Raw genomic sequence first — 23,963 nt, forward strand, 5'->3', positions numbered from 1 at the left:
GTTGCACGGGGCGATGTGCACGGTAATGTCCGGCCATGAACGCCACGCAGATGCTGACCCTGTGCCTGACCTCGCCGGAGGCCACCTGCCGCTTTGCCGCCCGGCTGGGGGCGCGGCTGATGGCGGGCGACGTGCTCCTGCTCGAAGGCGGCATCGGCGCCGGCAAGACGCATTTCTCGCGCTGCCTGATCCAGAGCCGCCTGCCGCTGCCCGAAGACGTGCCCTCGCCGACCTTTACCCTGGTTCAGACCTACGAGACCCAGGGCTGCGAGATCTGGCACAGCGATCTCTACCGGCTGGGCGATGTCTCAGAGGTCGAGGAACTGGGTCTGACCGAGGCCTTCGAGGCGGCGATCTGCCTGGTGGAGTGGCCCGACCGGCTGGGCTCGCTAATCCCGGCCAATGCGCTGCACCTGAAATTCGAGCCCGGCCAGGCCGAAAATTCCCGCATCCTGACCCTGAGCTGGAGCGCGCCACGCTGGGATGACCTGCCCGGAGCGCTCGCCGCATGAGCCGTGAAGAGGCGCTGTTGCACTTCCTCGCGCGAGCCGGGCGGGCGGGCTGGACGCGCCGCGCGCTGGCCGGCGACGCCTCGGCCCGGCGCTACGAACGGATATCCGGCGACACCGGCAGCCTCATCCTGATGGACGCCGATCCCGCCACCTGCGGACCGGTGCAGCCCTTTCTCGCGATCCGCGAGCATCTCTATCACTACGGCTTTTCCGCCCCCGCGCTCTGGGCCGAGGATCAAGAGGCCGGCTTCCTGCTGCTCGAGGATTTCGGCGACGCGCTGTTCACCCGGGTCATGGCCGACGACCCCGCACGCGAGCTGCCGCTCTACCGGTCCGCGGCCGCGCTTCTGGCCCGGCTGCACGGCAAACCGCTGCCGGGCGGCCTGACCCCGATGACGGCCGAAGCCCTGGCGGCCATGATCGCCCCGGCCTTCGACTTCTATGCGCCCGGACAGTCCGGCCAGCTGCCGGCGGTGCAGGCGGCCTTTGCCGAGGCGCTGCGCCCGGTGGCCGCGCAGCCGGCGGTGCTCGCCCTGCGCGATTTCCACGCCGAGAACATGGTCTTTCTGTCCGACCGGAAAGGCGACCGCCAGGTCGGGCTGCTGGATTTTCAGGACGCATTCGCCACCCATCCGGCCTATGATCTGGTATCTATGCTGCAAGACGTCCGCCGCGACGTCTCGCCCGGAACCGAGGAGGAGATCATCGCCTTTTTCATCGCCCGTACCGGAGCCGACAGCGCCACGTTCCGCGCCGCCTATGCTCTGCTGGGCGCCCAGCGCAACCTGCGGATACTGGGCATCTTTTCCCGCCTCGCGGCGGCCCGCCACAAACCGCAATACCTGGCCCTGCAACCCCGCGTCTGGCGCCATCTTCAGGCCGACCTGGCGCATCCCGCCCTGGCGCCGATCCGCGAGGCCCTCGCCCCGCTGCCCAGCCCCGTGGTGCCGGCATGAGCCAGCCCGACGCCGCCCTGCTCTTTGCCGCCGGTCTGGGCACGCGGATGCGACCGCTGACCGACGACCGGCCAAAACCGCTGGTCAAGGTGGCGGGGCGCACGCTGATTGACCATGCGCTCGAGCTGGTGACACCGCTGGGCCTGCCCCGGGTGGTCGCCAATGCGCATTATCGCGGCGACATGCTGGCGGCTCATCTGAACGGCTCGGGGGTGGCGATTTCACATGAGGCGCCGCAGGTACTGGAAACCGGCGGCGGGCTGAAACAGGCGTTGCCGCTGCTCGGCGCGGGGCCGGTCTTTACCCTCAACACCGATGCGGTCTGGCGTGGCCCCAATCCGCTGCATGCGCTTTGCGCTGCGTGGAATGCAGAACGGATGGACGCGCTCCTGCTCTGCGTGCCCCGGGCACAGGTGCATGGCCACAAGGGCAAGGGCGATTTCCTGATCGGCGACGACGGCCGGCTCAGCCGCGGCCCCGGTGCGGTCTATTCCGGGGTCCAGATCATCAAGACCGAGGGGCTGGCGCAGATCGAGGCGCGGGTATTCTCGATGTGGGATCTCTGGCGGCCGATGCTCGCGGCGGGGCGGATGTACGGCCTTGCCTACCAGGGCGACTGGTGCGACGTCGGCCACCCCGATGCCATTGAAATCGCAGAGGACATGCTGGCCTATGTTTGAGCGCCTCGCCGCCCCCCGCGTCTTTGGCCTGCCCCCCGGAGTGGATTTTCCCCAAGCGCTGGTGGATGGGCTTCTGGCGCGGTGCCAGGGTCAGCCGCCAGAGGCGCTGGCGCGGGTCGAGCTGATCGTCAACACCGAACGCATGCGCCGCCGCATCCGCGCGATCTTTGATGCCGGCCCGCCCCGCATCCTGCCCCGAATTCGCGTGCTTTCCGAGGTCGAGCCGCCCTGGACTGCCGAGATCCCCGAACCGGTCGCGCCGCTGCAACGCCGGCTGGAGCTGGTGCAGCTGGTCTCCGGCCTGCTCGAGGCTCAGCCCGACATGGCCCCGCGCGCCGCGCTCTTTGATCTGGCGGACTCGCTGGCCGGGCTGATGGACGAGATGCAGGGCGAAGGCGTGACCCCCGCCGATATCGAAGCGCTCGACGTCACCGACCAATCCGGCCACTGGCAGCGCGCCCGCGATTTCCTGGCGATCGTGCAGCAATTCTTCGATCCCGAGACCGACGCGCCGGATGGCACCGCGCGGCTGCGGATGATCTCCGAGGCGCTGGCGCAGCATTGGCAGAGCGATCCGCCGGAGCATCCGGTGATCCTCGCTGGCTCGACCGGCTCGCGCGGGGCGGCCTCGGCGCTGATGCGGGCGGTGGCGCATCTGCCGCAGGGCGCGCTGGTGTTGCCGGGCTTCGATTTCGACATGAAACCGGCCAATTGGGCGGCGCTGGACCAGGCGCTGGTCTCCGAAGACCACCCGCAATACCGCTTTGCCAAGCTGATGCGCGCGCTGGAGCGTGGCCCCGAGGATGTGCACCACTGGCACCGGGTCGCCGCCCCTTGCCCGCCACGCAACCGGCTGATTTCCCTGGCACTTCGCCCGGCCCCGGTTACCGACGCCTGGCTTGCCGAAGGCCCGAAGCTCAGCGAGCTGGACCGTGCCTGCGCGGATGTCACCCTGATCGAGGCGCAAAGCCGGCGGGAGGAGGCGCTGACCATCGCGCTGCGTCTGCGTCAGGCCGCCGAAACCGGCCAGAGCGCCGCGCTGATCACCCCCGACCGTCAGCTTACCCGGCAGGTCTCCGCCACGCTCGACCGCTGGGGCATCATCCCCGACGACAGCGCCGGCATCCCGCTGCAACTGACCGCGCCGGGCCGGTTCCTGCGGCATGTGGCGGCGCTATTCGCCGCGCCGCTGGATGCGCCGGCGCTGCTGACGCTCTTGAAACACCCGCTCTGCCATTCCGGCGAGGGCCGCAACGATCACCTGCGGCTGACCCGCGATCTTGAGCTGCACCTGCGCCGCCATGGCCCGCCCTTCCCCGATGCGGCGATGCTCACGCGCTTTGCCGAGGACCGCAAGGCGCCGGACTGGGGCGCCTGGCTGGTGCGGCTCTGCGGGCAGGACGGGCGGGGGCCGCTGCCGCTCACCGAGTGGCTGGCGCGACACCGTACGCTGGCCGAAGCGCTGGCGGCGGGGAACACGCGCGACGGCGCCGGCAATCTCTGGGTGCAGGTCGCCGGCATCGAGACCCTGGCACTGGTGCGCAAGCTGGAAGAGGCCGCGCCGCATGGCGGCACGCTCTCGGCGCGCGATTACGTCGATCTCTTCGGCGCGGTGCTCGGGCGCGAGGAACAGCGCGACCGCGACCTCGGCCATCCGCATATCCGTATCTGGGGCACGCTCGAGGCCCGCGTCATGGGCGCGGATCTGCTGATCCTCGGCGGGCTGAACGAAGGCTCCTGGCCGGAGCCGCCAACGCCCGACCCCTGGCTCAACCGGGTGCTGCGCGACAAGGCGGGGCTCTTGCTGCCCGAGCGGCGGATCGGCCTTTCAGCGCATGATTTCCAACAGGCGGTCGGCGCACGCGAGGTCTGGCTAACCCGCGCGGTACGCTCTGACGATGCCGAAACCGTGCCCTCGCGCTGGCTCAACCGGCTGACCAACCTGCTGCGCGGGCTGGGCAATACCGGGCGCGAGGCCCATGCCGGCATGCAGGCGCGCGGCCAGTCGTGGCTGGCGCTGGCCCATGCCGTCGAAAAGGTCACCCCCGCCGCCCCGGCGACGCGCCCCTCGCCGAAGCCGCCCGCCGAGGCGCGACCGAAACAGCTCTCGGTGACCGAGATCAAGCGGCTGATCCGCGATCCCTATGCGATCTATGCTAAACATGTGCTGCGCCTGCGCCCGCTCGACAGTCTGGCCAAGGCGCCCGACGCGCTGTTGCGCGGTATCATCGCGCACAAGGTGCTGGAAGATTTCGTCGACGCCAGCGTGAAACACCCGGACAGGCTCAGCCGGGCCGAGCTTTTGGCGACCACCGCCCAGATTCTGGGCGCGCAGGTGCCCTGGCCTTCGGCGCGGGCGATGTGGCAGGCGCGAATGGCGCGGGTGGCCGATGGCTTCATCGCGGACGAGACCGAAAGGCAGGCCGAGGCGCTGCCGATCCGCTTCGAAGTCAAGGGCGGCCGCGACATTCCGCGCCTGGGCTTCCGTCTGACCTGCGAGGCCGACCGCATCGATCGGGCGCGCGAGGACGGGCGGCTGCTGCTCTATGATTACAAGACCGGCAAGCCCCCCGGCCCGGCCGAACAGAAACATTTCGACAAGCAACTGCTGCTCGAGGCGGCGGTGGCCGAGGCCGGCGGCTTCGAGGGGCTGGCGCCGGCACAGGTCGCGCGCGCGGTCTATCTCGGCCTCGGCTCCAGCCCGGAAAACCGCGAGGCGCCGCTGGCCGAGGCGCCGCCCGCCGCCGTCTGGGCACAGTTCGAGACGCTGATCGCGCGCTACATGGACGAGATCCAGGGCTTTACCGCGCGCCGCGCCATGCAAAAGGCCGGTGACGTCGGCGATTACGACCAGCTTGCGCGCTTTGGCGAATGGGAGCTGACCGACCTGCCCGATGCGAGGCCCGTGCCATGACCCAACGCGACGAGGCCACCCAGCGCCAGATCGAGGCGGCGCACCCCGACCGTTCCACCTGGCTGGCCGCCAATGCCGGCTCGGGCAAGACCCGGGTGCTCACCGACCGGGTGGCGCGGCTGTTGTTGCAGGGCGTGCTGCCCGAACACATCCTCTGCCTGACCTACACCAAGGCCGCCGCCAGCGAGATGCAGAACCGGCTGTTCCAGCGCCTGGGTGACTGGGCGATGAAGGACGACGCGGCGCTGCATCACGCGCTGCACGATCTGGGGATCGAGGGGCATATTTCCGAGGATGCGCTGCGCCGCGCCCGCACGCTGTTTGCCCGCGCCATCGAAACGCCGGGCGGGCTCAAGATCCAGACCATCCACTCGTTCTGCGCCGCCATCCTGCGACGGTTTCCGCTCGAGGCCGGGGTTTCGCCGCAATTCAAGGAGATGGAGGACCGCGCCGCCGCGCTGCTCCAGGCCGAGATCGTCGACGAGATGGCCGACGGCGCGGCCGCCGGAACGGTCGAGGCGCTGGCCGCGCATCTCACCGCCGCCGATTTCGCCGAGATCACCACCGAGGTGGTGCGCCACCGGCAATTGCTGTTCCGGCGCCTGCCGCGGACCGAGTTGCATGCGCTTTTCGGCCTGCCGGAGACGGCTGGCGAGGACTGGCTGCTGGATCAGGTCTTTCTGGGCGGCGAGCTCGAGATGCTGCATCAGATCGCGGATGTTCTGGCCGGCAGCGGCGCCAACGATCAGAAGGCGGCGGCGAAACTGCGGACGATCACCGCGCCCGACCTGGGCGCGCTGGCGGTGCTGGAGGGCGTGCTACTCAATGGTGCCAGCGCCAAGGCCGGGCCCTACAGCGCCAAGATCGGCGGCTTTCCCACCAAGGGGCCGCGCGAGGGCGCGCTGGCCGACGTCATGGACCGGCTCGAAGACCTGATGCGCCGGGTCGAGGCGGCGCGCGATGCCCGTTGCGCCCTGGCGGCGGTCGGGAAAACCCAGGCCCTGCAAGCCTTTGCCGCCGAATTCCTGCCGCGCTACGAAGCCGCCAAGCTGGCCCGCGGCTGGCTCGACTTCGACGACCTGATCCACAAGACGCTGGCGCTTCTGACCGATCGCAAGGTGGCGCAATGGGTGCTCTACCGGCTTGATGGCGGCATCGATCACATCCTCGTCGACGAGGCTCAGGACACCAGCCCGGTGCAATGGCGGGTGATCGAAGAGCTGGCACGCGAGTTCACCAGCGGCGAAGGCGCCCGGGCCGAGACGCCGCGCACGATATTTGTGGTCGGCGACAAGAAGCAATCGATCTATTCCTTCCAGGGCGCCGATCCAGCCGAGTTCGACCGGATGAAGGCCGAATTCGCCACCCGCCTGCGCGCCGCCGATCAACCGTTGCAGGACACCACGCTGCAATTTTCCTTCCGCTCGGCCGAGGCGATCCTGCGGCTGGTCGATACCCTGTTCGAAGCCCGCGCCCGCTCGGGCTTTTCGCGCGAGGAAACCCACCGCGCGTTCAAATCCGACATGGGCGGGCGGGTCGATCTCTGGCCGCTGGTCGAAAAATCCAGCGATGCCGAACAGGGCGACTGGGACGATCCCGTCGACCTGCCCGCCGACACCCACCACAATGTCACCCTCGCCCGAAGGATTGCCGGCGAGATCAAACGGATGCTTGCCGAAAACACCCCGATCCCGTGGAAAAAGGAGCCGCATGGCTGGGCCGGGCGCACCGTGACCCCGGGCGATTTCCTGATCCTGGTTCAACGCCGCTCGGATCTCTTTGCCGAGATCATCCGCGCCTGCAAGGAAGAGGCGCTGCCGATTGCCGGGGCCGACCGGCTCAAGGTCGGGGCCGAGCTGGCCGTGCGCGATCTGGCGGCGCTCCTGAACTGGCTGGCACTGCCGGAGGACGATCTGAGCCTCGCCACGGTGCTGAAATCGCCGTTGGGCGGCTGGGACGAGGGGCAGCTTTACCAGCTGGCCCAGGGCCGCGAACAGAAATACCTCTGGCGCGAGCTGGCGGCGCGGCAGGCGGACTTCCCCGAACTCTGGGCAATGCTCACCGATCTTCAGAACGCCGCCGATTTCATGCGGCCGTATGATCTGATCGAGCGCATCCTGACGCGGCATGACGGCCGGCAGAAGCTGCTGGCGCGGCTCGGCACCGAGGCCGAGGATGGCATCAACGCTCTGCTCAGCCAGGCGCTGGCCTACGAGAAGACCGAGATCCCCAGCCTCACCGGCTTCCTGATCTGGATGGAGACCGACGATCTCGAGATCAAGCGCCAGATGGACGCCGCCGGCGACCGCATCCGGGTGATGACGGTGCATGGCTCCAAGGGGCTGGAAGCGCCAATCGTGATCCTGCCGGACACCGCCAAGCGGACCGTGCAGCTGCGCGACGCCCTGCTGCCGATGGGCGAAACGGCGGTGTGGAAAAGCGCCGCCACCGACTGCCCCCGCGCCATGTCGAACGCGCTGGAAGCGGCCAAGGAGCGGCAAAGGCAGGAACGCGACCGGCTGTTGTATGTGGCGATGACCCGGGCGGAAACCTGGCTGATCGTGGCGGCGGCGGGCGATCTCGGCAAGGATGGCGAGAGCTGGTACGCCGGCGTCGAAACGGCGATGAGCGCCGCCAATGCCGCACCGCAGACCTTCGCCTTTGGCGCAGGGCTGCGGTATGAAAGTGGCGACTGGCCGCGCGTCGCCGCAGTGCCCGAGCCGCCGGAAGACCCTGCCGCCGTTGTCCTGCCGGCCTGGGCCACCTGCCCGGCCGCGGCGCTGCCTGCGCCAGCAGAAACCCGCGCGCCCTCCGATCTCGGCGGCGCCCATGCGCTGGCGGGCATGCTGGGCCAGGACGAAGAGGCGGCAAAGCGCCACGGCACGCTGGTGCATCTGGCGCTCGAACGGCTGTCCGACCTGCCCGAGGCCGCCCGCGACCGGCGGCCCGGGGACGCGCTGCGCGCCCTGGCGCATGACGAGGCCTGCGCGGTTCTGGCGAACCCCGGTCTGGCCGCGCTCTTTGCCCCCGGCACCCTGTCCGAGGTGGCGGTGAGCGCCGATGTGCCCGGGCTCGGCCGGATGCATGGGGTGATCGACCGGCTGATCCTGGACGAGACCCGCGTTCTGGCGGTGGATTTCAAGACCAACGCCACCGTGCCCGACCGCCCCGACGCCACGCCGGAGGCGCTGCTGCGGCAGATGGGCGCTTATGCCGAAATGCTTAAGCATCTCTATCCAAAGCACGAAATCGAAACCGCCATTCTCTGGACCCGGTCGGCCGCGCTGATGACCCTGCCACACGATCTTGTGACGGCCGCGCTGGCGCGCACTACATCGCCTTGACGCCACCGGGGGGCGTACTTACTTTCGCCCTCCAAGCGACCCATACGACTCATCAGGAGAAAGCCCATGGCCACCGTTGCCGTAACCGACGAGACATTCGACGCCGAAGTCCGCAATTCCGACATCCCCGTCGTGGTGGATTTCTGGGCCGAGTGGTGCGGCCCCTGTAAACAGATCGGCCCGGCGCTCGAGGAGCTTTCGGCGCAGTACGACGGCAAGGTGAAGATCGCCAAGGTCGACGTCGACAGCAACCCCGACACCGCTGCCAAGCTGGGCATTCGCGGCATTCCCGCCCTGTTCATCTTCAAGGGCGGCGAGCCGGTGTCCAACAAGACCGGCGCCGCGCCCAAGGCCGCGCTGCAAGGCTGGATCGAAGAGAACATCGGCTGAGATCAGCCCCAGGTTCGCACGTGAAAGGGTCGCCCATCCGGCGGCCCTTTTGCATGGGGCGCGACCGGCCCGGCCCCTTGCATGGGCTGTCCCCGGGTTCCATATAGGCCGAAACCCGAAGCAAGCCCCCCAGGAGGCCCCATGAGCGAAGAATTCCCCGGCTGGCACGGCACGACGATCATTGGCGTCAAGAAGGGCGGCCAGGTGGTGATTGCCGGCGACGGACAGGTCAGCCTTGGCCAGACCGTGATCAAGGGCACCGCCCGCAAGGTGCGCCGCATCAGCCCCGGCGGCTCGGATGTGGTCTGCGGCTTTGCCGGCTCGACCGCCGATGCCTTCACGCTGCTCGAACGGCTCGAGGCCAAGCTGGAGAGCACGCCGGGCCAGTTGGCGCGCGGCTGTGTCGAGCTGGCCAAGGACTGGCGCACCGACAAATACCTGCAAAAGCTCGAAGCGATGCTGATCGTCTCGGACGGTGCCCAGATGTTCGTGATCACCGGCGCCGGCGATGTGCTCGAGCCCGAGCATGACGTTACCGCCATCGGATCGGGCGGCAACTACGCCCTGGCGGCGGCACGCGGGCTGATCGAGACCGACCTTTCGGCGGAAGAGGTGGCGCGCAAGGCGATGGCAATCGCCGCCGACATCTGCGTCTATACCAATGGCAACCTGACGGTGGAGACGATTTCGGCATGACCGAGCTTCTTGCCGCAATTCTTGGCGGTCTTGTCGGCGGTGTAATCGGCCCCATCCTTCTTCAGGAATACCGGGACTGGAAACACGGCAAGACCTGGGCCAAACCCCGGCGGACGCGGCTGGAAGCCATGCTGAAGGACCGAAAGGTCGCCCCGACAGGATGGCGCACGATTTCGCGGCTTTGCCTTGAAACCGGAATGGAAGCAGAAGACTGCCGCACCTTGCTGATCGAGATTGGCGCGCGCGGCGGATTGATCGAAGAAAACAATCAGGAGGTCGAGGCCTGGATCCTCGACGACCCAACAACATGACAGACCTCACTCCCCGCGAAATCGTCTCGGAACTCGACCGGTTCATCATCGGTCAGGCCGATGCCAAACGCGCCGTGGCCGTGGCGCTGCGCAACCGCTGGCGGCGCAAGCAGCTGGCCGATGACCTGCGCGACGAAGTCTATCCCAAGAACATCCTGATGATCGGCCCCACCGGCGTCGGCAAGACCGAGATCTCCCGCCGCCTCGCCAAGCTGGCCAAGGCGCCCTTCATCAAGGTCGAAGCCACCAAATTCACCGAAGTGGGGTACGTCGGCCGCGACGTCGAGCAGATCATCCGCGATCTCGTCGATGCCGCCATCATCCAGACCCGCGACTGGATGCGCGAAGACGTCAAGGCCAAGGCGCATCAGGCCGCCGAGGACCGGGTGATCGCCGCAATCGCCGGCGAGGACGCCCGCGAAGGCACCCGCGACATGTTCCGCAAGAAGCTCAAGGACGGGCTGCTCGACGACACGATGATCGAGCTGGAGCTGACCGACCATTCCAACCCGATGGGCATGATGGACATCCCCGGCCAGCCCGGCAGCCAGATGGGGATGATGAACCTCGGCGATATCTTCGGCAAGGCCTTTGGCGGCCGGACCGTGCGCAAGCGGATGAGCGTACGCGAGAGCTATGACGTGCTGATTTCCGAAGAGGCCGACAAACTGCTTGACGACGAGACGGTCAACAAGGCGGCGCTGGAAGCGGTGGAACAGAACGGCATCGTCTTTCTCGACGAGATCGACAAGGTCTGCGCCCGCAAGGACGCGCGCGGCGGCGATGTCAGCCGCGAGGGCGTGCAGCGCGATCTGCTGCCGCTGATCGAGGGCACCACCGTCAGCACCAAACATGGTGCGGTCAAGACCGACCACATCCTCTTTATCGCCTCCGGCGCCTTCCACATCGCCAAGCCATCGGATCTGCTGCCGGAATTGCAGGGCCGTCTGCCGATCCGGGTCAACCTGCGGGCGCTGACCGAAGACGATTTCGTCCGTATCCTGACCGAGACCGACAATGCGCTGACGCGGCAGTATACGGCGCTGATGGGCACCGAAGAGGTGGCGGTGGATTTCACCGAAGAGGGCATCGCGCAGCTCGCGAAGATCGCCTTCGAGGTCAACGACAGCGTCGAGAACATCGGCGCGCGGCGCCTCTACACGGTGATGGAGCGGGTGTTCGAAGAGCTGAGCTTCCATGCGCCCGACCGCGCCGGGCAGTCGGTGACGGTGGATGCGGACTTTGTCGAGAAGAACCTCGGCGAGCTGACCCGTTCGACCGATGTGAGCCGCTACGTGCTGTGATCAGGGCGTGAGGCCCCGGTCAGGCCCGGAGCGCGGGTGCGCGACCTCAAGATGAGCCGCGCATCTCCTGGGCCGCGGCCCGAAGATGCGCGGCGGCGATAATGACCGGCCGGAGGGGCCGAGACCCCGCCCGCGAAACCCGCGGGCGGGCGCTTCACACCTCTCAGGCCATTGCCCAGCGCTCGGCCATCCTTGCGTTGTCCATGCCCCAGAGGTTGCCCACCGTGCCCGGCACCGACAGCTTGTTCGACACCGCCTGCACCCAGTTGGCGAACATCGGGATGATCACCCCGCCGTCGTCGCGCAGGATCATCTGCATCTCGGTGTACATCTCGCGGCGCTTGTCGCTGTCGAGTTCGGCGCGCGCCGTCACCAGTAGTTCCTGGAATCGCTCGCTGTCCTCGGTGCCCCATTGGCTGTCGTTCCACGGCACTCCGTCCTCGTAAGCGGAAGAGAACATCCAGTCCTCGGTGGCGCGACCCGACCAGAAGGCGGCGCTGAAGGGTTTCTTCAGCCAGACGTTCGACCAGTAGCCATCCGCCGGTTCCTGCACGACGTTGATGTTGATGCCCGCCGGTTTCGCCGAGGATTGATAGAGCTGCGAGGCATCCACCGCGCCCGCAAAGGCCGCCGAAGAGGCCGACAGATCGATGTTGAGCTGATCCATCCCGGCCTCTTTCAGATAAAAGGCGGCCTTGTCGGGATCATAGGGGATCGGCTCCATATCGGCGGCGTAATACTGGTTGGCGGGGCCGATCGGCGTGTCATAGGCGATGCTGCCGTGGCCGAGCAGGATCTTGTCGACCATCTCCTGGCGGTTGATGCCGTGCTTGAGCGCGCGGCGCACGTTGACGTCATCGAACGGCGCGACATTGGTGAGCATCGGGAAGGTGAAATGCCGATTGCCGGTCACCTCCTGGATACTGACCAGCGGGTTGGCATTGAGCAGCGCCTCGGTCTTGACGTCGACGCGGTTGATCGTCTCGACCTGGCCGGTCAGCAGCGCGTTCATCCGCGCCGTGGGATCGTTGATCGCGATGAACTCGATCTCGTCGAAGAAGCCGGCGGCATCGCCCTTGTAGTGGCTGTCGACCCGCTTGCCGACGAACCGCACGCCGGGATCGAAGCTGACCACCTGATAAAGGCCGGTGCCGATACCCTTGGAGATCGCCTCGTCGATCTGGCCGGCCGGGTACATCATCAGGTGATAATCCGACAGCAGATACGGCAGATCGGCATTGCCCGCCGCCAGCACAAGCTGCACCTGATGCTCGCCCAGTTTCTTCATTTCGGTGATCGCAGAGACAATCGGCTTGGCGGCGGATTTCGAATCCTCGGCGACGTGCATTTGCAGCGATTCGATCACGTCGTCGGCGCCAAAGGCCTTGCCGTTGTGGAAGGTCACGCCCTGGCGCAGGTTGAAGGTCCAGGTCTTGGCGTCGGGGCTGGCCTCCCAGCTTTCGGCCAGTTCGCCCACAAGCGTGCCATCGGCGGCCACTTCGGTCAGCGCATCGAACACCGCCCCCTGCGAGGCGTTCTGCATGAAGGCGTCGGTATGGGTGCGTGCATCCCAGTTGTCCGAGGTATTGGCCCCGGCAAGGCCCGCGCGCAGCCGTCCGCCACGCTTCATCTGGGCCTTCAGCGGCAGGCCCGAGGCGGCCAGAACACCGGCAGCGGCACCGGTGCGCAGAAGCCCGCGTCGTGTCAATCTTGTCATAGTCGTCTCCCTGTTTTTGTTATTTGAAATCCCGCCCCTCGTGCGCGATTCGCCCTACATCTTATCAACAGCGGCATCGCCGATGTTATCAACTCCACGTTCTGCCAGCAGTTTGTCGAGCCAGTCCGGATCCATCTCGGGCACCGAAGACAGCAGAAGATCGGTGTAGGCATGATGCGGCGGGGTGAACATCTCGGTCTTGGGCCCCTGTTCCACCACCACGCCATCCTTCATCACCACCACCTCGTCGGCGATCGATCGCACGGTGGCGAGGTCATGGGTGATGAACATGTAGCTGAGCTGCAATTCGTCCTGAAGCCGCGCCAGCAACCGCAGGATGCCCTCGGCCACCAGCTGATCGAGCGCCGATGTCACCTCGTCACAGATAATGAACTTGGGCTCCGCCGCAAGGGCGCGGGCAATGCCGACGCGCTGTTTCTGGCCGCCGGACAGCTCGCTCGGCAGCCGGCCGGCGAATTGCGCCGGGTCGAGCTCGATATGCTCGAGCAGCTCGTTCACCCGGCGACGCTTCTCCTTGCCGCGCAGGCCGAGGTAGAATTGCACCGGCCGGCCGATGATCTGGGCGATGGTCTTGCGCGGATTGAGCGCGGTATCGGCCATCTGATAGATCATCTGTACTTGGCGAAGCTGCATCTTGGAGCGTTTGCGATAGTCCGGCGGCAGCGCCTCGCCATCGAGCAGGATCTGCCCCTGACGGGGCGGCAGCAACCCGGTGATGCAGCGCGCGGTCGTGGATTTGCCCGATCCGCTCTCGCCCACCACAGCGACGGTGCGGGCCTCGTGAATGTCGAAGCTGACGTCTTGCAGAACGTCGATCTTGCCATAGCCGGCGGTGACATTCCTGACCGAGATCACCGGCACTGCCCCCTTGGGCGCCAGCGGCTTTTCCGCATGCTGGAACTCGCGCACCGCCCAGAGGCTCTTGGTGTAATCCTCCTGCGGATGGTCGAGCATCTCGCGGGTCGTGGCCTCTTCCACCTCGTCCCCCTTGAGCAGCACCTTGATCCGATCGGCCATCTGCGCCACCACCGCCAGATCGTGGGTGATGTAGATCGCAGCGGTGTCGAAATCCTCGACGATCTTGCGGATCGCCGCCAGCACCTCGATCTGGGTGGTCACGTCGAGCGCGGTGGTCGGCTCGTCAAAGATGATGAGATCCGGCCGGCAGGACATCGCCATCGCCGTCATTGCCCGCTGCAACTGCCCGCCCGAGACCTGATGCGGATAGCGAAAGCCGATTTCCTCGGGGTTGGGCAGGCGCAGCCGGCGGTAAAGCTCGATACCGTCCTCGGCGCTCTCGCCCCGGCCCATGACGCCATGCACCACCGGTCCTTCGGTGTGCTGGTCGATCAGCCGATGCGCCGGGTTGAAGCTGGCGGCGGCGGATTGCGCCACATAGGCGATGCGTTTGCCCAGCAGGTTGCGCTTGGTATTGGCCGAGGCATTGACCAGGTCGATGCCGTCGAACTCGACCGAGCCGCCGGCAATCCGCACCCCGTCGCGGGTAAAGCCCATGGCGGCCAGACCGACGGTGGATTTGCCGGCCCCGCTTTCGCCGATCAATCCCAGCACCTCGCCCTTGTCGAGCGTCAGGCTCACGCCATTGACGATCCGGCTCCAGCTTTCGTCGCTGCGGCCCTCGAGCACGAGGTCGTTGATCGTCAGCAGGCGGCTCATTCCTTCAACCCCGAGGACTTGTGCAGCATCCAGTCGACCACGAAATTCACCGCCACGGTCAGCAGGGCAATCGCCCCGGCGGCCAGCAGCGGCAGCGTCGCGGTCAGCGGCGAAAAGGCGGCGAAATTGATGAACTGCGCCAGATCGCGCACCATGGTGCCCCAATCCGCCAGCGGCGGCTGGATGCCGACGCCAAGGAACGACAGCGAGGCGATGGTCAGGAAGACAAAGCAGAAGCGCAGGCCGAACTCGGCCAGCAGCGGCGCGAGGGCGTTGGGCAGGATCTCGTCAAAGATCAGATAGCGCAGCCCCTCGCCGCGCAGCTTGGCGGCCTCGATGTAATCCATGACCACGATGTTCAGACCCACCGCGCGCGCCAGACGAAACACCCGCGTCGAATCGATCACCGCGATGATGATCACCATATAGACCGTCAGCAGCCATTTCTCCGATCCCGCCCAGGCGCTGGCGATGGTCATCAGCAGCAGCGCAAAGATCAGCGAGGGGATCGCCATCAACACATCGACGCCGCGGCTCAGCAACTGGTCGAGCCAGCCTTGCAGCGTCGCCGCCAGAAAGCCGAGGCTGCCGCCGATGAAAAAGGCCAGCAAGGTGGTGATGAAAGCGATGCCGACGGTGTTCTGCGCGCCATAGATCAGTCGCGACAGCAGATCGCGGCCGATCTGGTCGGTGCCCAGCGGAAACTCCGGGTTGCCGCCGGTGGCCGGGTTGCCGCCGGGCAGAACGTTGACGGCGTTGAACACCTCGGCCTGGCCATGCGGCGCGATCTGGCCGGCAAAGATCGCCACCACGGCATAGATCAGGATCATCAGGATGCCGAAGGCGGCGGTCAGCGGCATGTTGCGGAACATCTTGCGGCTGCCCGCCGGGCCGACATGCCGGCCCGCCAGGCGAAAGACAAAGGCCGCCAGCGCGAAGATCACAAAGCCCTGCACCGCCCAGCGAAAGAACATCACGCTGGCGCGCGGAATGCCCGCCTCGGTCGCCGTGGGCTGAAAGTAGAACCAGACGCCAAGCCCCAGAAGCAGCGCCGAAAACGCATACCCGAAGGCCACCGCCAACGGCATGTCGCGATAGCGTGGCGCATTGCCGGTGGTTGTCTGTGCGATCCGGCGGCCCAGCCAGCCCAGAGCCAGACAGGCCAGCAGCGCGCCCGAAACGTAAAGCAGAGCGGTCATTTCGGATGCCTCAGACGCGGGTTGGACAGAATCGACAGGATATCCGCCGTCAGGTTCAGCAGGATATAGGCGGCGGCAAAGATCAGGCAGCAGGCCTGCACCACCGGGATATCGCGGATTTTCACCGCATCGACGAACAGCTGGCCGATGCCGGGATAGACAAAGACCACCTCGACCACGACCACCCCGGTGATCAGATAGGCCAGGTTCAGCGCGATGACGTTGATGATCGGCGCCAGCGCATTGGGCAGCGCGTGGCGCACGATGACCCGCATCGGGCTGATGCCCTTGAGCCGCGCCATCTCGATATAGGGCGAGGCCAGCAGGTTGATGATCGCCGCCCGCGTCATCCGCATCATCTGCGCCAGCACGATCAGCGTCAGCGTCAGCGCCGGCAGCATGGTCGCCCGGAGCCGTTCGGAAAACGCCATGCCGTCATAGATGTTCGACAGCGACGGCAGCATCGGATTGAGCACCGCCAGGAACAGGATCAGCATGTAGGCCAGAAAGAATTCGGGGCTGGAGACCGAAGAGAGCGTGAAGATATTGGTGAACCGGTCGAACACCGAGCCGCGATAGAGCGCCGCCAGCACCCCCAGCGCCACCGCCACCGGCACCGCGATCGCCGCCGTCACCCCGGCCAGAAAGATCGTATTGGCAAAGCGTGGCGCGATCTGCGAAGCCACGGTCTTCATCTCGCCACCGCCGAGCGAGGACTGGAAGTTGAGCTGCGCGAAGGAGGTGCCCAGATCGCCGGTCAGGATGGCCCCCAGCCAGCCGACGTAACGCGTCACCAGGGGTTCGTCCAGCGCCAGGTCGCGCCGGATCGCCGCCACCGCCTCGGGCGTGGCGCCCTGACCCAGAATCACCTGGGCGAAATCCCCCGGAAGCGCGTTGACGGCGACGAAAATGACGATGGAAACCACAAAGAGCGTGACAAGGCCCAGAGCGAGCCGCTGAAGTACGATTTTCAAGACGCCAGGCACGTGGCAGGTCATCCCGGTATGGTGAGTGGTTGGGAAAGCCTAGCGATCCCCTCTCAAATGTAAACCGGTTTGATAAATCAGCGCTCGGCCAGATGGTCCATCGCCCGCACCAGTTCCGCCGAGATGCCCGGCTCCGACAGCGCATGGCCGGCATTGCGGATCATCCGCAGCTCGGAATTGGGCCAGCGGCGCGACAGCTCCCAGGCGCGGCGCGGCGGGCAGATCATGTCATAACGGCCCTGCACGATGACCCCGGGGATCTGCGCGATGCGGTCCACCTGGTCGAGGATCTGGCCGTCGTAATCCAGGAAACCGCCATTGATGAAATAGTGATTCTCGAGCCGGGCAAAGGCGCGGGCATACTCCCCCGGCGTCTCGCCGCCATGGCCCGAGGAATAGACCGAGGCCAGCGCGTTCTCCCAGGCCGACCAGGCCTTGGCATAACGGGTTTCCTCGGGAAGATTGCCGGAAAACAACCGCTTGTGATAGGCGGCGATCATGTCGTCCTGCTCGTCCTCGGGGATCAGGTCGGCAAATCGCTGCCAGGTTTCGGGCCAGAACTGCCCGGCGCCGCCGCCATAGAACCAGCGGAGCTCGGCCTGGGTCATCATGAAGACGCCGCGCAGCACCAGCGCCCGCACCGCCTCCGGGTGGGTCTCGGCATAGATCAGCGCCAGGGTGGCGCCCCAGCTGCCGCCGAAGACCGTCCACCGGCCGATGCCAAGCACCTCGCGGATGCGTTCGATATCCGCCACCAGATGCCAGGTGGTGTTGTGTTCGACGCTGGCATGCGGCCGCGACCGGCCACAGCCGCGCTGATCGAAAAGCACGACACGATAGACCCGGGGGTCGAAATAGCGCCGCATCGCCGGGCTGCATCCGCCGCCCGGGCCGCCATGCAGCACCACCACCGGGAGGCCGTCGGGCCGGCCGGACTGCTCGACATAGACCTTGTGGCCATCTCCGACGTCGAGCATGCGCTGATCGAAGGGATCGATCTGCGGATAGAGATATTGCACTGCGCGCTTTTGGCCTGAGAACTTGTCCATAATCATCCTATATGAGACCGAGGGACCGAAAGACCATAGGGAGCATGCCATGCAAACCGCCCAGACCACAGTCGATCCGTCGGAAATCTCGAAATTCGAGGCGATGGCCGCCGAATGGTGGGATCCCGCCGGCAAGTTCAAGCCGCTGCACATGCTCAACCCCTGCCGGCTGGACTATATCACCAGCCAGATCGCCGGCGAGTTCTCGCGCGACCTGAGCGCGCCGCGCCCCTTCGAGGGGCTGCGCCTGCTCGACATCGGCTGCGGCGGCGGGCTGCTCTGCGAACCGATGGCGCGGCTCGGGGCCACCGTGGTCGGCGCCGATGCCGCCGCCGGCAATATCCCGGTGGCGCGGCTGCACGCCGAACAGCAGGGGCTCGAGATCGACTACCGGCATGTCACCGCCGAGGCGATGGTGGAGCAGGGCGAACAATTCGACGTGGTGCTCAACATGGAGGTGGTGGAACATGTCGCCGATCCGCCGGCCTATCTCACCGCCTGCCAGCGCCTGCTGAAACCCGGCGGCATGCAGATCTGTTCGACCATCAACCGCAACCCCAAGAGCTTTGCCATGGCCATCCTCGGCGCCGAATGGGTGATGCGCTGGCTGCCCAGGGGCACCCATGAATGGTCGAAATTCATCACCCCCGAAGAGCTGTTCGAACTGCTCAAGCAATCCGGCATGAACCCGGTCGACCGCAAGGGCTTCGTCTTCAACCCGGTCACCTGGGGCTGGTCGATCTCGTCGCGCGACCTGAGCGTGAACTATGTCACCACCAGCCTGAAACCGGCCTGATACCCCCGCCCTGTCCTCTTGCTTCAAATACCGCGGGGAGCGCGAGGGGCTGGCCCCTCGCTCCGCCACCGGCCCAAGGGCGCCCGTTCAGCCTTCGTCTTCCAGCTTCAGCCGCAGGTCGCGCAGGATCGGCAGCGCCGCCCGGACCCGCTCCTGCCCCAGTTCGCCCACCAGATCGGTGATCAGCGGCGTGATCGCATCCAGCGCCGCATCCCGCGCCTGCACCCCGGCCGGTGAGATCGTCACCAGCTTCGACCGGGCGTCGTCCCAATCGGGCCGGATATGGATGAACCCGGCCGCCTCGAGCTTGCTCAGCGTGTTGGTCATCGCCCCCCGGGTCACGTGAAACGACCGGGCAAGCTGCGCCGGCGTCCGCTCCTGCTTGAAGCGCGCCAGGTGGTTGAGCACCGAAAAATGCGACAATTCCATGCCTTTGGGCAGCATCCGGCTGAGCCGGTTGCGCAACATCTGATCGGCGGTGAACAGCTCCGAGAACAGCGCCACCGCGAGGCCATTGGCAGTCTGATCGGCCATCAGGGTCCTGTGAAGTCACGGTCATGGGTGAGCGAGGGCACCCGCTCGCGGGCTTTGTCCACCGCTTCCCGGCTCAGGTCAACCCAAAGCACCTCCGGCGCCTCGCCGGCCTCGGCCAGGATCTCACCCCAGGGCGCCACTGCCATGGAATGCCCATATGTTGTGCGCTGCTTGCCACGCACCGCATCATGCGTGCCGCATTGCGCCGCTGCCAGCACCCAGGCCCCGCTCTCGATCGCCCGGGCGCGCAGCAACGGTTGCCAATGGGCGGCGCCAGTGACCGGCGAAAAGGCCGATGGCACCAGCAGCACCTCGGCCCCGGCATGGGCCAGCGCGCGGTAAAGCTGCGGGAACCGCAGATCGTAGCAGATGCTCAGGCCGAGGGTGGCAAAGGGCGTCTCGGCCACCACCGCCGCGGTGCCGGGGCGGAAGCCCGCGCTCTCGCGATAGGTCTCGGTCTCGCTGACCTGCACGTCGAACATGTGGATCTTGTCATAACGCTCGACGATGTCGCCCGCTGGTCCGATCAGGAAGGAGCGGTTGGCGAAACGCCCGTCGGCCGCGCCGGTTTTCAACGCCAACGACCCGATCGAGAGCCAGATCCCCCGCCGCGCCGCCAGATCGCGCAATCCGGCGAGGGTGATGTCGTCTTTCTCCTGTTGCAGCACCGCCTGCTGCCGGGACCGGCTGGCCGAGACGCAATTCGTCACCTCGGGCGTCAGAACGAACCCCGCGCCCTCGGCCACCGCGGCGTCGATCCGCGCCGCCGTGGTGGCGAGGTTTTCCGCCGGATCGTCGGTGGACGACAGTTGCAGCAGCGCGCTGCGCATCAGGCGGCGTCGAGCAGCGGGTCGAGCTTGCCGGAGCGTTCCAGCGCAAACAGGTCGTCACAGCCGCCGACATGGGTTTCGCCCACGAAGATCTGCGGCACGGTACGGCCGCCATTGGCGCGCTGGATCATCTCGGGCTTGCGGTCGGGGTTTTGCAGCACGTCGATCTCGTCATAGGCAACACCCTTCTGGTCCAGCAGCCGTTTGGCGGCGTGACAGAAGCCGCAGAGCGGCGAGGTGTAGATTTCAATCCGGGGCATTCTGGCTTTCCTTTGCTGTTGCCCCTTACCTAGTCCTCCCGCACCGCTCTTGCCAGTACACCGGCGCATATCGGCCCGGCGCCCGCCGCACGCAGCGCCGCGCCACAGGCCGAGAGCGTCGCGCCGGTGGTCAGAACATCGTCGATCAGCAGCACCGGGCGGTGCGCCGCCACCCGATGCCGCCGGCCGGGGTGCAGCCGGATCGCGCCCGCCAGCACGGCGCGCCGCTCCTCCCCCGTCATCCGGCCAAGACTGCGGGTGCGCCGCACCCGTTGCAGCAGATCGGGGCAGTAGGACAGCCCCAGCTCGCCCGCCAGCGCCCTGGCCAGCCGCGCGGATTGATTGTAACGGCGTGACATCAGCCGCAGCCAGTGCAGCGGCACCGGCGCCACCAGCATCTGCGGCAGGATCAGCGGCCGCAGCACGCGGGCCAGCCAGAGCGCGCCGATGCGGGCGATGTCATTGCGGTCATTGTGTTTCATCCCCAACACCAGCCGCCGGCCATTGTCATGATAGAGCAGCGCCGCGCGGGCCCGGTCCCAGCCGCGCGGATAGGCAAGACAGGCATCGCAGTGGGCGATCTCGTCGGGGTTGCTGCCCGGCAGGGGCGTGCCGCAGCCGTCACAGACCAGCCCGCCCAGAAACGGCGTGTCGCGCCAGCAGGCCCCGCAGAGACCGAAATCGCTTTCGACCATCTCGCGGCAGATCAGACATTGCGGCGGATAGATCATCCGCAGAGCGGTTTGAACAATCTCTCCCATGGCTCTATCTACCCCACATGCAGCCACGCCTCACCGATACCGCGGCCCTCGCCCGCAACCGCCAGCGCGCCCGTCAGGAGGCGCTGTTCCTGTTTCAGACCGCGCGCGACGACCTTCAGGATCGGCTGACATTGGTTAACAGAACCTTTACGGCGCCGGCGATCGTCACCGGCCAGCCGCAGATCTGGCGGGGCACGCTGCCCGGGGCGCGGCTGGTGGCCGACAGCGACACCCTGGCGCTTGATCAGCAGTCGCATGACCTGATCCTGCACAGCCATGCGCTGCACTGGGCCGAAGACCCGGTCGGCCAGTTGATCCAATGCCGCCGCGCGCTGCGGCCCGATGGCTTCTTTCTTGCCTCGCTGTTCGGCGGCCGCACCCTGCAAGAGCTGCGCGCCTGCCTTGCCACCGCCGAGGCCGAGGTCACCGGAGGGTTGTCGCCGCGCATCGCGCCGATGGCCGAGATCCGCGACATGGGCGGGCTGTTGCAGCGCGCGGGCTTTGCCCTGCCGGTGGCCGATGCCTTTGCGCTCACAGTGACCTATGCCTCGGCGCTGCACCTGATGCGCGATCTGCGGGCGATGGGCGAGGCCAATGCGCTGGACGCGCGGCTGCGCCATCCGACCCGCCGCGCGGTGCTGCTCCGCGCCGCCGAGATCTATGCCGAGGCCCATGCCGATGCCGGCGGCCGTATCCCCGCCACCTTCGAAATCATCGTGCTCACCGGCTGGGCGCCCGACGAGAGCCAGCCGCAGCCGTTGCGGCCGGGATCGGCCAAGGCGCGGCTGGCTGACGCATTGGCAACCCGTGAAACCAAGCTGAATGATTGACGGCGGGAGGACAGTCGTTATCTGTCTCCCGATCCTATGCCAGCGGAGACCCTGATGCGCGACACCAGCCAGCCCGGAGCCACCTGCCCGGCCCATGCCCCGAAAGACCACCCCGCGATCCCGGCGCAGAAATTGGGCATCCTTCTGGCCAACCTCGGCACGCCGGACGGCACCGATTACTGGTCGATGCGCCGCTATCTGGGCGAATTCCTGTCAGACAAGCGGGTGATCGACTATCCGGCGTGGAAATGGCAGCCGCTGTTGCAGCTCATCATCCTGAGCAAGCGGCCTTTCACCTCGGGCGCGGCTTATCGCACGATCTGGAACACCGAGGCCGACGAAAGCCCGCTGATGACGATCACCAAGGCCCAGACCGCCGCGATCCGCGAGACCCTGACCGACCAGTACGGCGACCGGGTGATGGTCGAATTCTGCATGCGCTACGGCAACCCCTCGACCGGGTCCAAGGTGCGCGAGATGGTCGCCGCCGGCTGCACCAAGATCGTGTTTTTCCCGCTTTATCCGCAATATGCCGGGGCCACTTCGGCCACAGCCAACGATCAGTTCTTTCGGGCGCTGATGCAGGAGAAATGGCAACCCACGGCGCGCATCGTCGATCCTTATTTCGAACATCCCGCCTATATCGACGCCCTGGCGCAATCGGTCGAGCGGCGCTACGCCGATCTCGAGACGCGGCCGGATATCCTGGTGTGCTCCTACCACGGGGTGCCCAAGCGCTATCTGATGGAAGGCGACCCCTACCACTGCCAGTGCCAGAAGACGACGCGCCTGCTGAAGGAACGCTTGGGCTGGGCGGATACCGAGATCACCACCACCTTTCAGTCGCAGTTCGGCCCCGAGGACTGGCTCCGACCCTACACGGTGGACGAGGTGGCGCGGCTGGCCCGCGAGGACGGCAAAAAGAACATCGCGGTGATCGCGCCGGCATTTTCCGCCGATTGCATCGAGACGCTGGAAGAGATCAACGAAGAGATCCGCGAGAGCTTTGAAGAAGCCGGCGGCGCGCGCTTTACCTATGTGCCCTGCCTGAACGACGATCCGGCGCATATCGCGGCGCTGAGCACGGTGATCCGCGAGAACCTCGGCGGCTGGCTCGACTGACCGGGCGGCCGGCGCCGAACCGGCCCGATGCAGAATAGAAAAAGCGGCGCCCGAGGACGCCGCTTTCTCTTTTTTCGATCAGGTCGTGCTTAGTCAGCCGAAGCGACAGCAACAACCAGGGCAAGCAGGATCAGCGGAACCAGGATACCGGCCGACGTGGATGCTTGCGTGGTTTCTTCAACGATCACCGGTGCTTCGATGATGACGTCGTCTTTTGCATACGAACCGGCGAATGCGGTCGAAGCTGCTGCGGACAGGGCCGCTGCGAGTGCGAGTTTCTTCATATCATATCCTCCAGATATTCACTTACCGCTCTTTAACCATACTGGTTGCGGCAAGCACCCAAGACTTACCTCGTGGTTTTTTTCTAAGCAGCTTATCTGGGGGATTGCAAACTCATCTTTGTTGTGGGCTCTCGCAGAGCGCCGATTTGTCGTCAAATTAGCAACACTTGTGTGCCCACTTTGGCCCGGCTGAAAAGTTCCGCAATGTGCTGATTATAAAGGCCAATACAGCCGTTCGACGAGCGACGGCCGATCTTGCGCGTGTCATGTGTGCCGTGGATACGGTAGTAGGTCCAACTCAGATAGAGCGCATGGGTTCCAAGCGGATTGTCAGGCCCCGGACCGACGTAATCCGGCCACTCGGGATTGCGCTTTTTCATCGACGGCGTGGGGCGCCATTCCGGCCCCTCGACCTTGCGGATCACCGAGGTGCGGCCGCGTCGCGTCAGATCTTCGGTCAGCGGCACCGAGGTGGGATAAAGCCGGTAGGTCTCGCCGTTCTGCGACCAGTAGTGCAGCGCCCGGCTGGTGATGTCGACGAGGATCGCGCCGTTGGAGAGCGAATTGAAATAGGGCCGCCAGTCGAGCGATCGAAAGCTCGAGATATTGCGCCGCACCGCCGAGGAGATATCCTGCTCGATCTCGATGCTGCCCTGGGTCTGCGCCAGTGCGGGCGCGCCGATCAGTGCGGCGGAACCGGCCACGAAGGCGCGGCGATTCAACTGAGTCGCTGAAGTCTTGGTCATAATCCCGTTCCTCGCAAACGCCGTCATGATCACGACAATTTTAG

General features: G+C 66.3%; 23 protein-coding genes. 12 read left to right on the forward strand and 11 right to left on the reverse strand.

Annotated features, from left to right (window positions below):
• Window positions 1–35: 35 nt before the first annotated feature.
• The 9 genes from tsaE (at window position 36) to hslU (ending at window position 11,107) form a co-directional block, all read left to right on the forward strand.
• Window positions 36–512, forward strand: a complete 477-nt coding sequence (tsaE, locus tag PVW49_RS03845) for a tRNA (adenosine(37)-N6)-threonylcarbamoyltransferase complex ATPase subunit type 1 TsaE (RefSeq protein ID WP_048533491.1) — start codon at window positions 36–38, stop codon at window positions 510–512.
• Window positions 509–1,468, forward strand: a complete 960-nt coding sequence (locus PVW49_RS03850; protein ID WP_274561828.1) for an aminoglycoside phosphotransferase family protein — start codon at window positions 509–511, stop codon at window positions 1,466–1,468. Before tsaE ends, PVW49_RS03850 begins: the two co-directional genes overlap by 4 nt.
• Window positions 1,465–2,148 (forward strand): nucleotidyltransferase family protein, encoded by a 684-nt coding sequence (locus PVW49_RS03855; RefSeq protein ID WP_274561829.1) that lies wholly within the window; start codon window positions 1,465–1,467, stop codon window positions 2,146–2,148. Before PVW49_RS03850 ends, PVW49_RS03855 begins: the two co-directional genes overlap by 4 nt.
• A complete protein-coding gene (addB, locus tag PVW49_RS03860) occupies window positions 2,141–5,062 on the forward strand; it encodes a double-strand break repair protein AddB (RefSeq protein ID WP_274589938.1) in 2,922 nt (973 codons plus the stop codon). Before PVW49_RS03855 ends, addB begins: the two co-directional genes overlap by 8 nt.
• Window positions 5,059–8,406: a double-strand break repair helicase AddA gene (gene addA / locus PVW49_RS03865; protein WP_074836473.1), complete on the forward strand. Its 3,348-nt coding sequence runs from the start codon at window positions 5,059–5,061 to the stop codon at window positions 8,404–8,406. The genes addB and addA overlap by 4 nt, the downstream gene beginning before the upstream one ends.
• Window positions 8,407–8,472: 66 nt before the next feature.
• Window positions 8,473–8,796, forward strand: coding sequence for a thioredoxin (trxA, locus tag PVW49_RS03870; protein WP_048533496.1), 324 nt, complete (start codon window positions 8,473–8,475; stop codon window positions 8,794–8,796).
• Between the two features lie 141 nt (window positions 8,797–8,937).
• A complete protein-coding gene (gene hslV / locus PVW49_RS03875) occupies window positions 8,938–9,492 on the forward strand; it encodes an ATP-dependent protease subunit HslV (protein WP_048533497.1) in 555 nt (184 codons plus the stop codon).
• Window positions 9,489–9,803, forward strand: a complete 315-nt coding sequence (locus PVW49_RS03880) for a hypothetical protein (protein WP_274589939.1) — start codon at window positions 9,489–9,491, stop codon at window positions 9,801–9,803. Before hslV ends, PVW49_RS03880 begins: the two co-directional genes overlap by 4 nt.
• The gene (gene hslU, locus PVW49_RS03885) at window positions 9,800–11,107 is read left to right on the forward strand and encodes an ATP-dependent protease ATPase subunit HslU (protein WP_048533499.1); all 1,308 of its coding nucleotides are present in this window, start codon (window positions 9,800–9,802) and stop codon (window positions 11,105–11,107) included. The genes PVW49_RS03880 and hslU overlap by 4 nt, the downstream gene beginning before the upstream one ends.
• A 163-nt stretch (window positions 11,108–11,270) precedes the next feature.
• Here hslU and PVW49_RS03890 read toward each other — a convergent pair whose 3' ends face one another.
• The 5 genes from PVW49_RS03890 to pip form a co-directional block, all read right to left on the reverse strand.
• A complete protein-coding gene (locus PVW49_RS03890; protein ID WP_048533500.1) occupies window positions 11,271–12,824 on the reverse strand; it encodes an ABC transporter substrate-binding protein in 1,554 nt (517 codons plus the stop codon).
• Between the two features lie 54 nt (window positions 12,825–12,878).
• On the reverse strand, window positions 12,879–14,522 hold the full coding sequence (locus PVW49_RS03895) for an ABC transporter ATP-binding protein (RefSeq protein WP_274589940.1): 1,644 nt from the start codon (window positions 14,520–14,522) through the stop codon (window positions 12,879–12,881).
• The gene (locus tag PVW49_RS03900) at window positions 14,519–15,721 is read right to left on the reverse strand and encodes an ABC transporter permease (protein ID WP_170850533.1); all 1,203 of its coding nucleotides are present in this window, start codon (window positions 15,719–15,721) and stop codon (window positions 14,519–14,521) included. The genes PVW49_RS03895 and PVW49_RS03900 overlap by 4 nt, the downstream gene beginning before the upstream one ends.
• On the reverse strand, window positions 15,718–16,707 hold the full coding sequence (locus PVW49_RS03905) for an ABC transporter permease (RefSeq protein WP_139211315.1): 990 nt from the start codon (window positions 16,705–16,707) through the stop codon (window positions 15,718–15,720). The genes PVW49_RS03900 and PVW49_RS03905 overlap by 4 nt, the downstream gene beginning before the upstream one ends.
• A gap of 77 nt (window positions 16,708–16,784) precedes the next feature.
• The gene (pip, locus tag PVW49_RS03910) at window positions 16,785–17,756 is read right to left on the reverse strand and encodes a prolyl aminopeptidase (RefSeq protein ID WP_048533503.1); all 972 of its coding nucleotides are present in this window, start codon (window positions 17,754–17,756) and stop codon (window positions 16,785–16,787) included.
• Between the two features lie 49 nt (window positions 17,757–17,805).
• Here pip and ubiG point away from each other — a divergent pair, with 49 nt between their 5' ends.
• Window positions 17,806–18,552 carry a bifunctional 2-polyprenyl-6-hydroxyphenol methylase/3-demethylubiquinol 3-O-methyltransferase UbiG gene (gene ubiG / locus PVW49_RS03915; RefSeq protein ID WP_274561855.1) on the forward strand — a complete coding sequence of 249 codons (747 nt, stop codon included), beginning with the start codon at window positions 17,806–17,808 and terminating at the stop codon, window positions 18,550–18,552.
• Between the two features lie 87 nt (window positions 18,553–18,639).
• Here ubiG and PVW49_RS03920 read toward each other — a convergent pair whose 3' ends face one another.
• The 4 genes from PVW49_RS03920 to PVW49_RS03935 are packed head-to-tail and all read right to left on the reverse strand — an operon-like array spanning window position 18,640 to window position 20,937.
• Window positions 18,640–19,086, reverse strand: a complete 447-nt coding sequence (locus PVW49_RS03920) for a MarR family winged helix-turn-helix transcriptional regulator (RefSeq protein WP_048533505.1) — start codon at window positions 19,084–19,086, stop codon at window positions 18,640–18,642.
• Entirely contained in the window at window positions 19,086–19,916 is an 831-nt protein-coding gene (locus PVW49_RS03925; RefSeq protein WP_274589941.1) for a carbon-nitrogen hydrolase family protein, read from the reverse strand. The genes PVW49_RS03920 and PVW49_RS03925 overlap by 1 nt, the downstream gene beginning before the upstream one ends.
• Window positions 19,916–20,176: a glutaredoxin 3 gene (grxC, locus tag PVW49_RS03930; RefSeq protein ID WP_048533507.1), complete on the reverse strand. Its 261-nt coding sequence runs from the start codon at window positions 20,174–20,176 to the stop codon at window positions 19,916–19,918. The genes PVW49_RS03925 and grxC overlap by 1 nt, the downstream gene beginning before the upstream one ends.
• A 29-nt stretch (window positions 20,177–20,205) precedes the next feature.
• Window positions 20,206–20,937: a ComF family protein gene (locus PVW49_RS03935; protein WP_074836479.1), complete on the reverse strand. Its 732-nt coding sequence runs from the start codon at window positions 20,935–20,937 to the stop codon at window positions 20,206–20,208.
• A 17-nt stretch (window positions 20,938–20,954) separates the two neighbouring features.
• On the opposite strand from PVW49_RS03935, the gene PVW49_RS03940 reads away from it, so the two are divergent.
• Window positions 20,955–21,767, forward strand: a complete 813-nt coding sequence (locus PVW49_RS03940) for a methyltransferase domain-containing protein (protein ID WP_274589942.1) — start codon at window positions 20,955–20,957, stop codon at window positions 21,765–21,767.
• 54 nt (window positions 21,768–21,821) lie between these two features.
• Window positions 21,822–22,889, forward strand: coding sequence for a ferrochelatase (gene hemH, locus PVW49_RS03945; RefSeq protein WP_274589943.1), 1,068 nt, complete (start codon window positions 21,822–21,824; stop codon window positions 22,887–22,889).
• Window positions 22,890–22,978: 89 nt separating this feature from the next.
• Here the strand turns inward: hemH and PVW49_RS03950 are convergent, their stop codons facing one another.
• Both PVW49_RS03950 and PVW49_RS03955 read right to left on the reverse strand, forming a co-directional pair.
• Window positions 22,979–23,173 carry a hypothetical protein gene (locus PVW49_RS03950; RefSeq protein ID WP_048533511.1) on the reverse strand — a complete coding sequence of 65 codons (195 nt, stop codon included), beginning with the start codon at window positions 23,171–23,173 and terminating at the stop codon, window positions 22,979–22,981.
• Between the two features lie 152 nt (window positions 23,174–23,325).
• On the reverse strand, window positions 23,326–23,919 hold the full coding sequence (locus PVW49_RS03955; RefSeq protein WP_048533512.1) for a L,D-transpeptidase: 594 nt from the start codon (window positions 23,917–23,919) through the stop codon (window positions 23,326–23,328).
• Window positions 23,920–23,963 lie beyond the last annotated feature (44 nt).

The organism is Marinovum sp. PR37 (assembly GCF_028807375.1).
GTDB classification, from domain to species: domain Bacteria; phylum Pseudomonadota; class Alphaproteobacteria; order Rhodobacterales; family Rhodobacteraceae; genus Marinovum; species Marinovum algicola.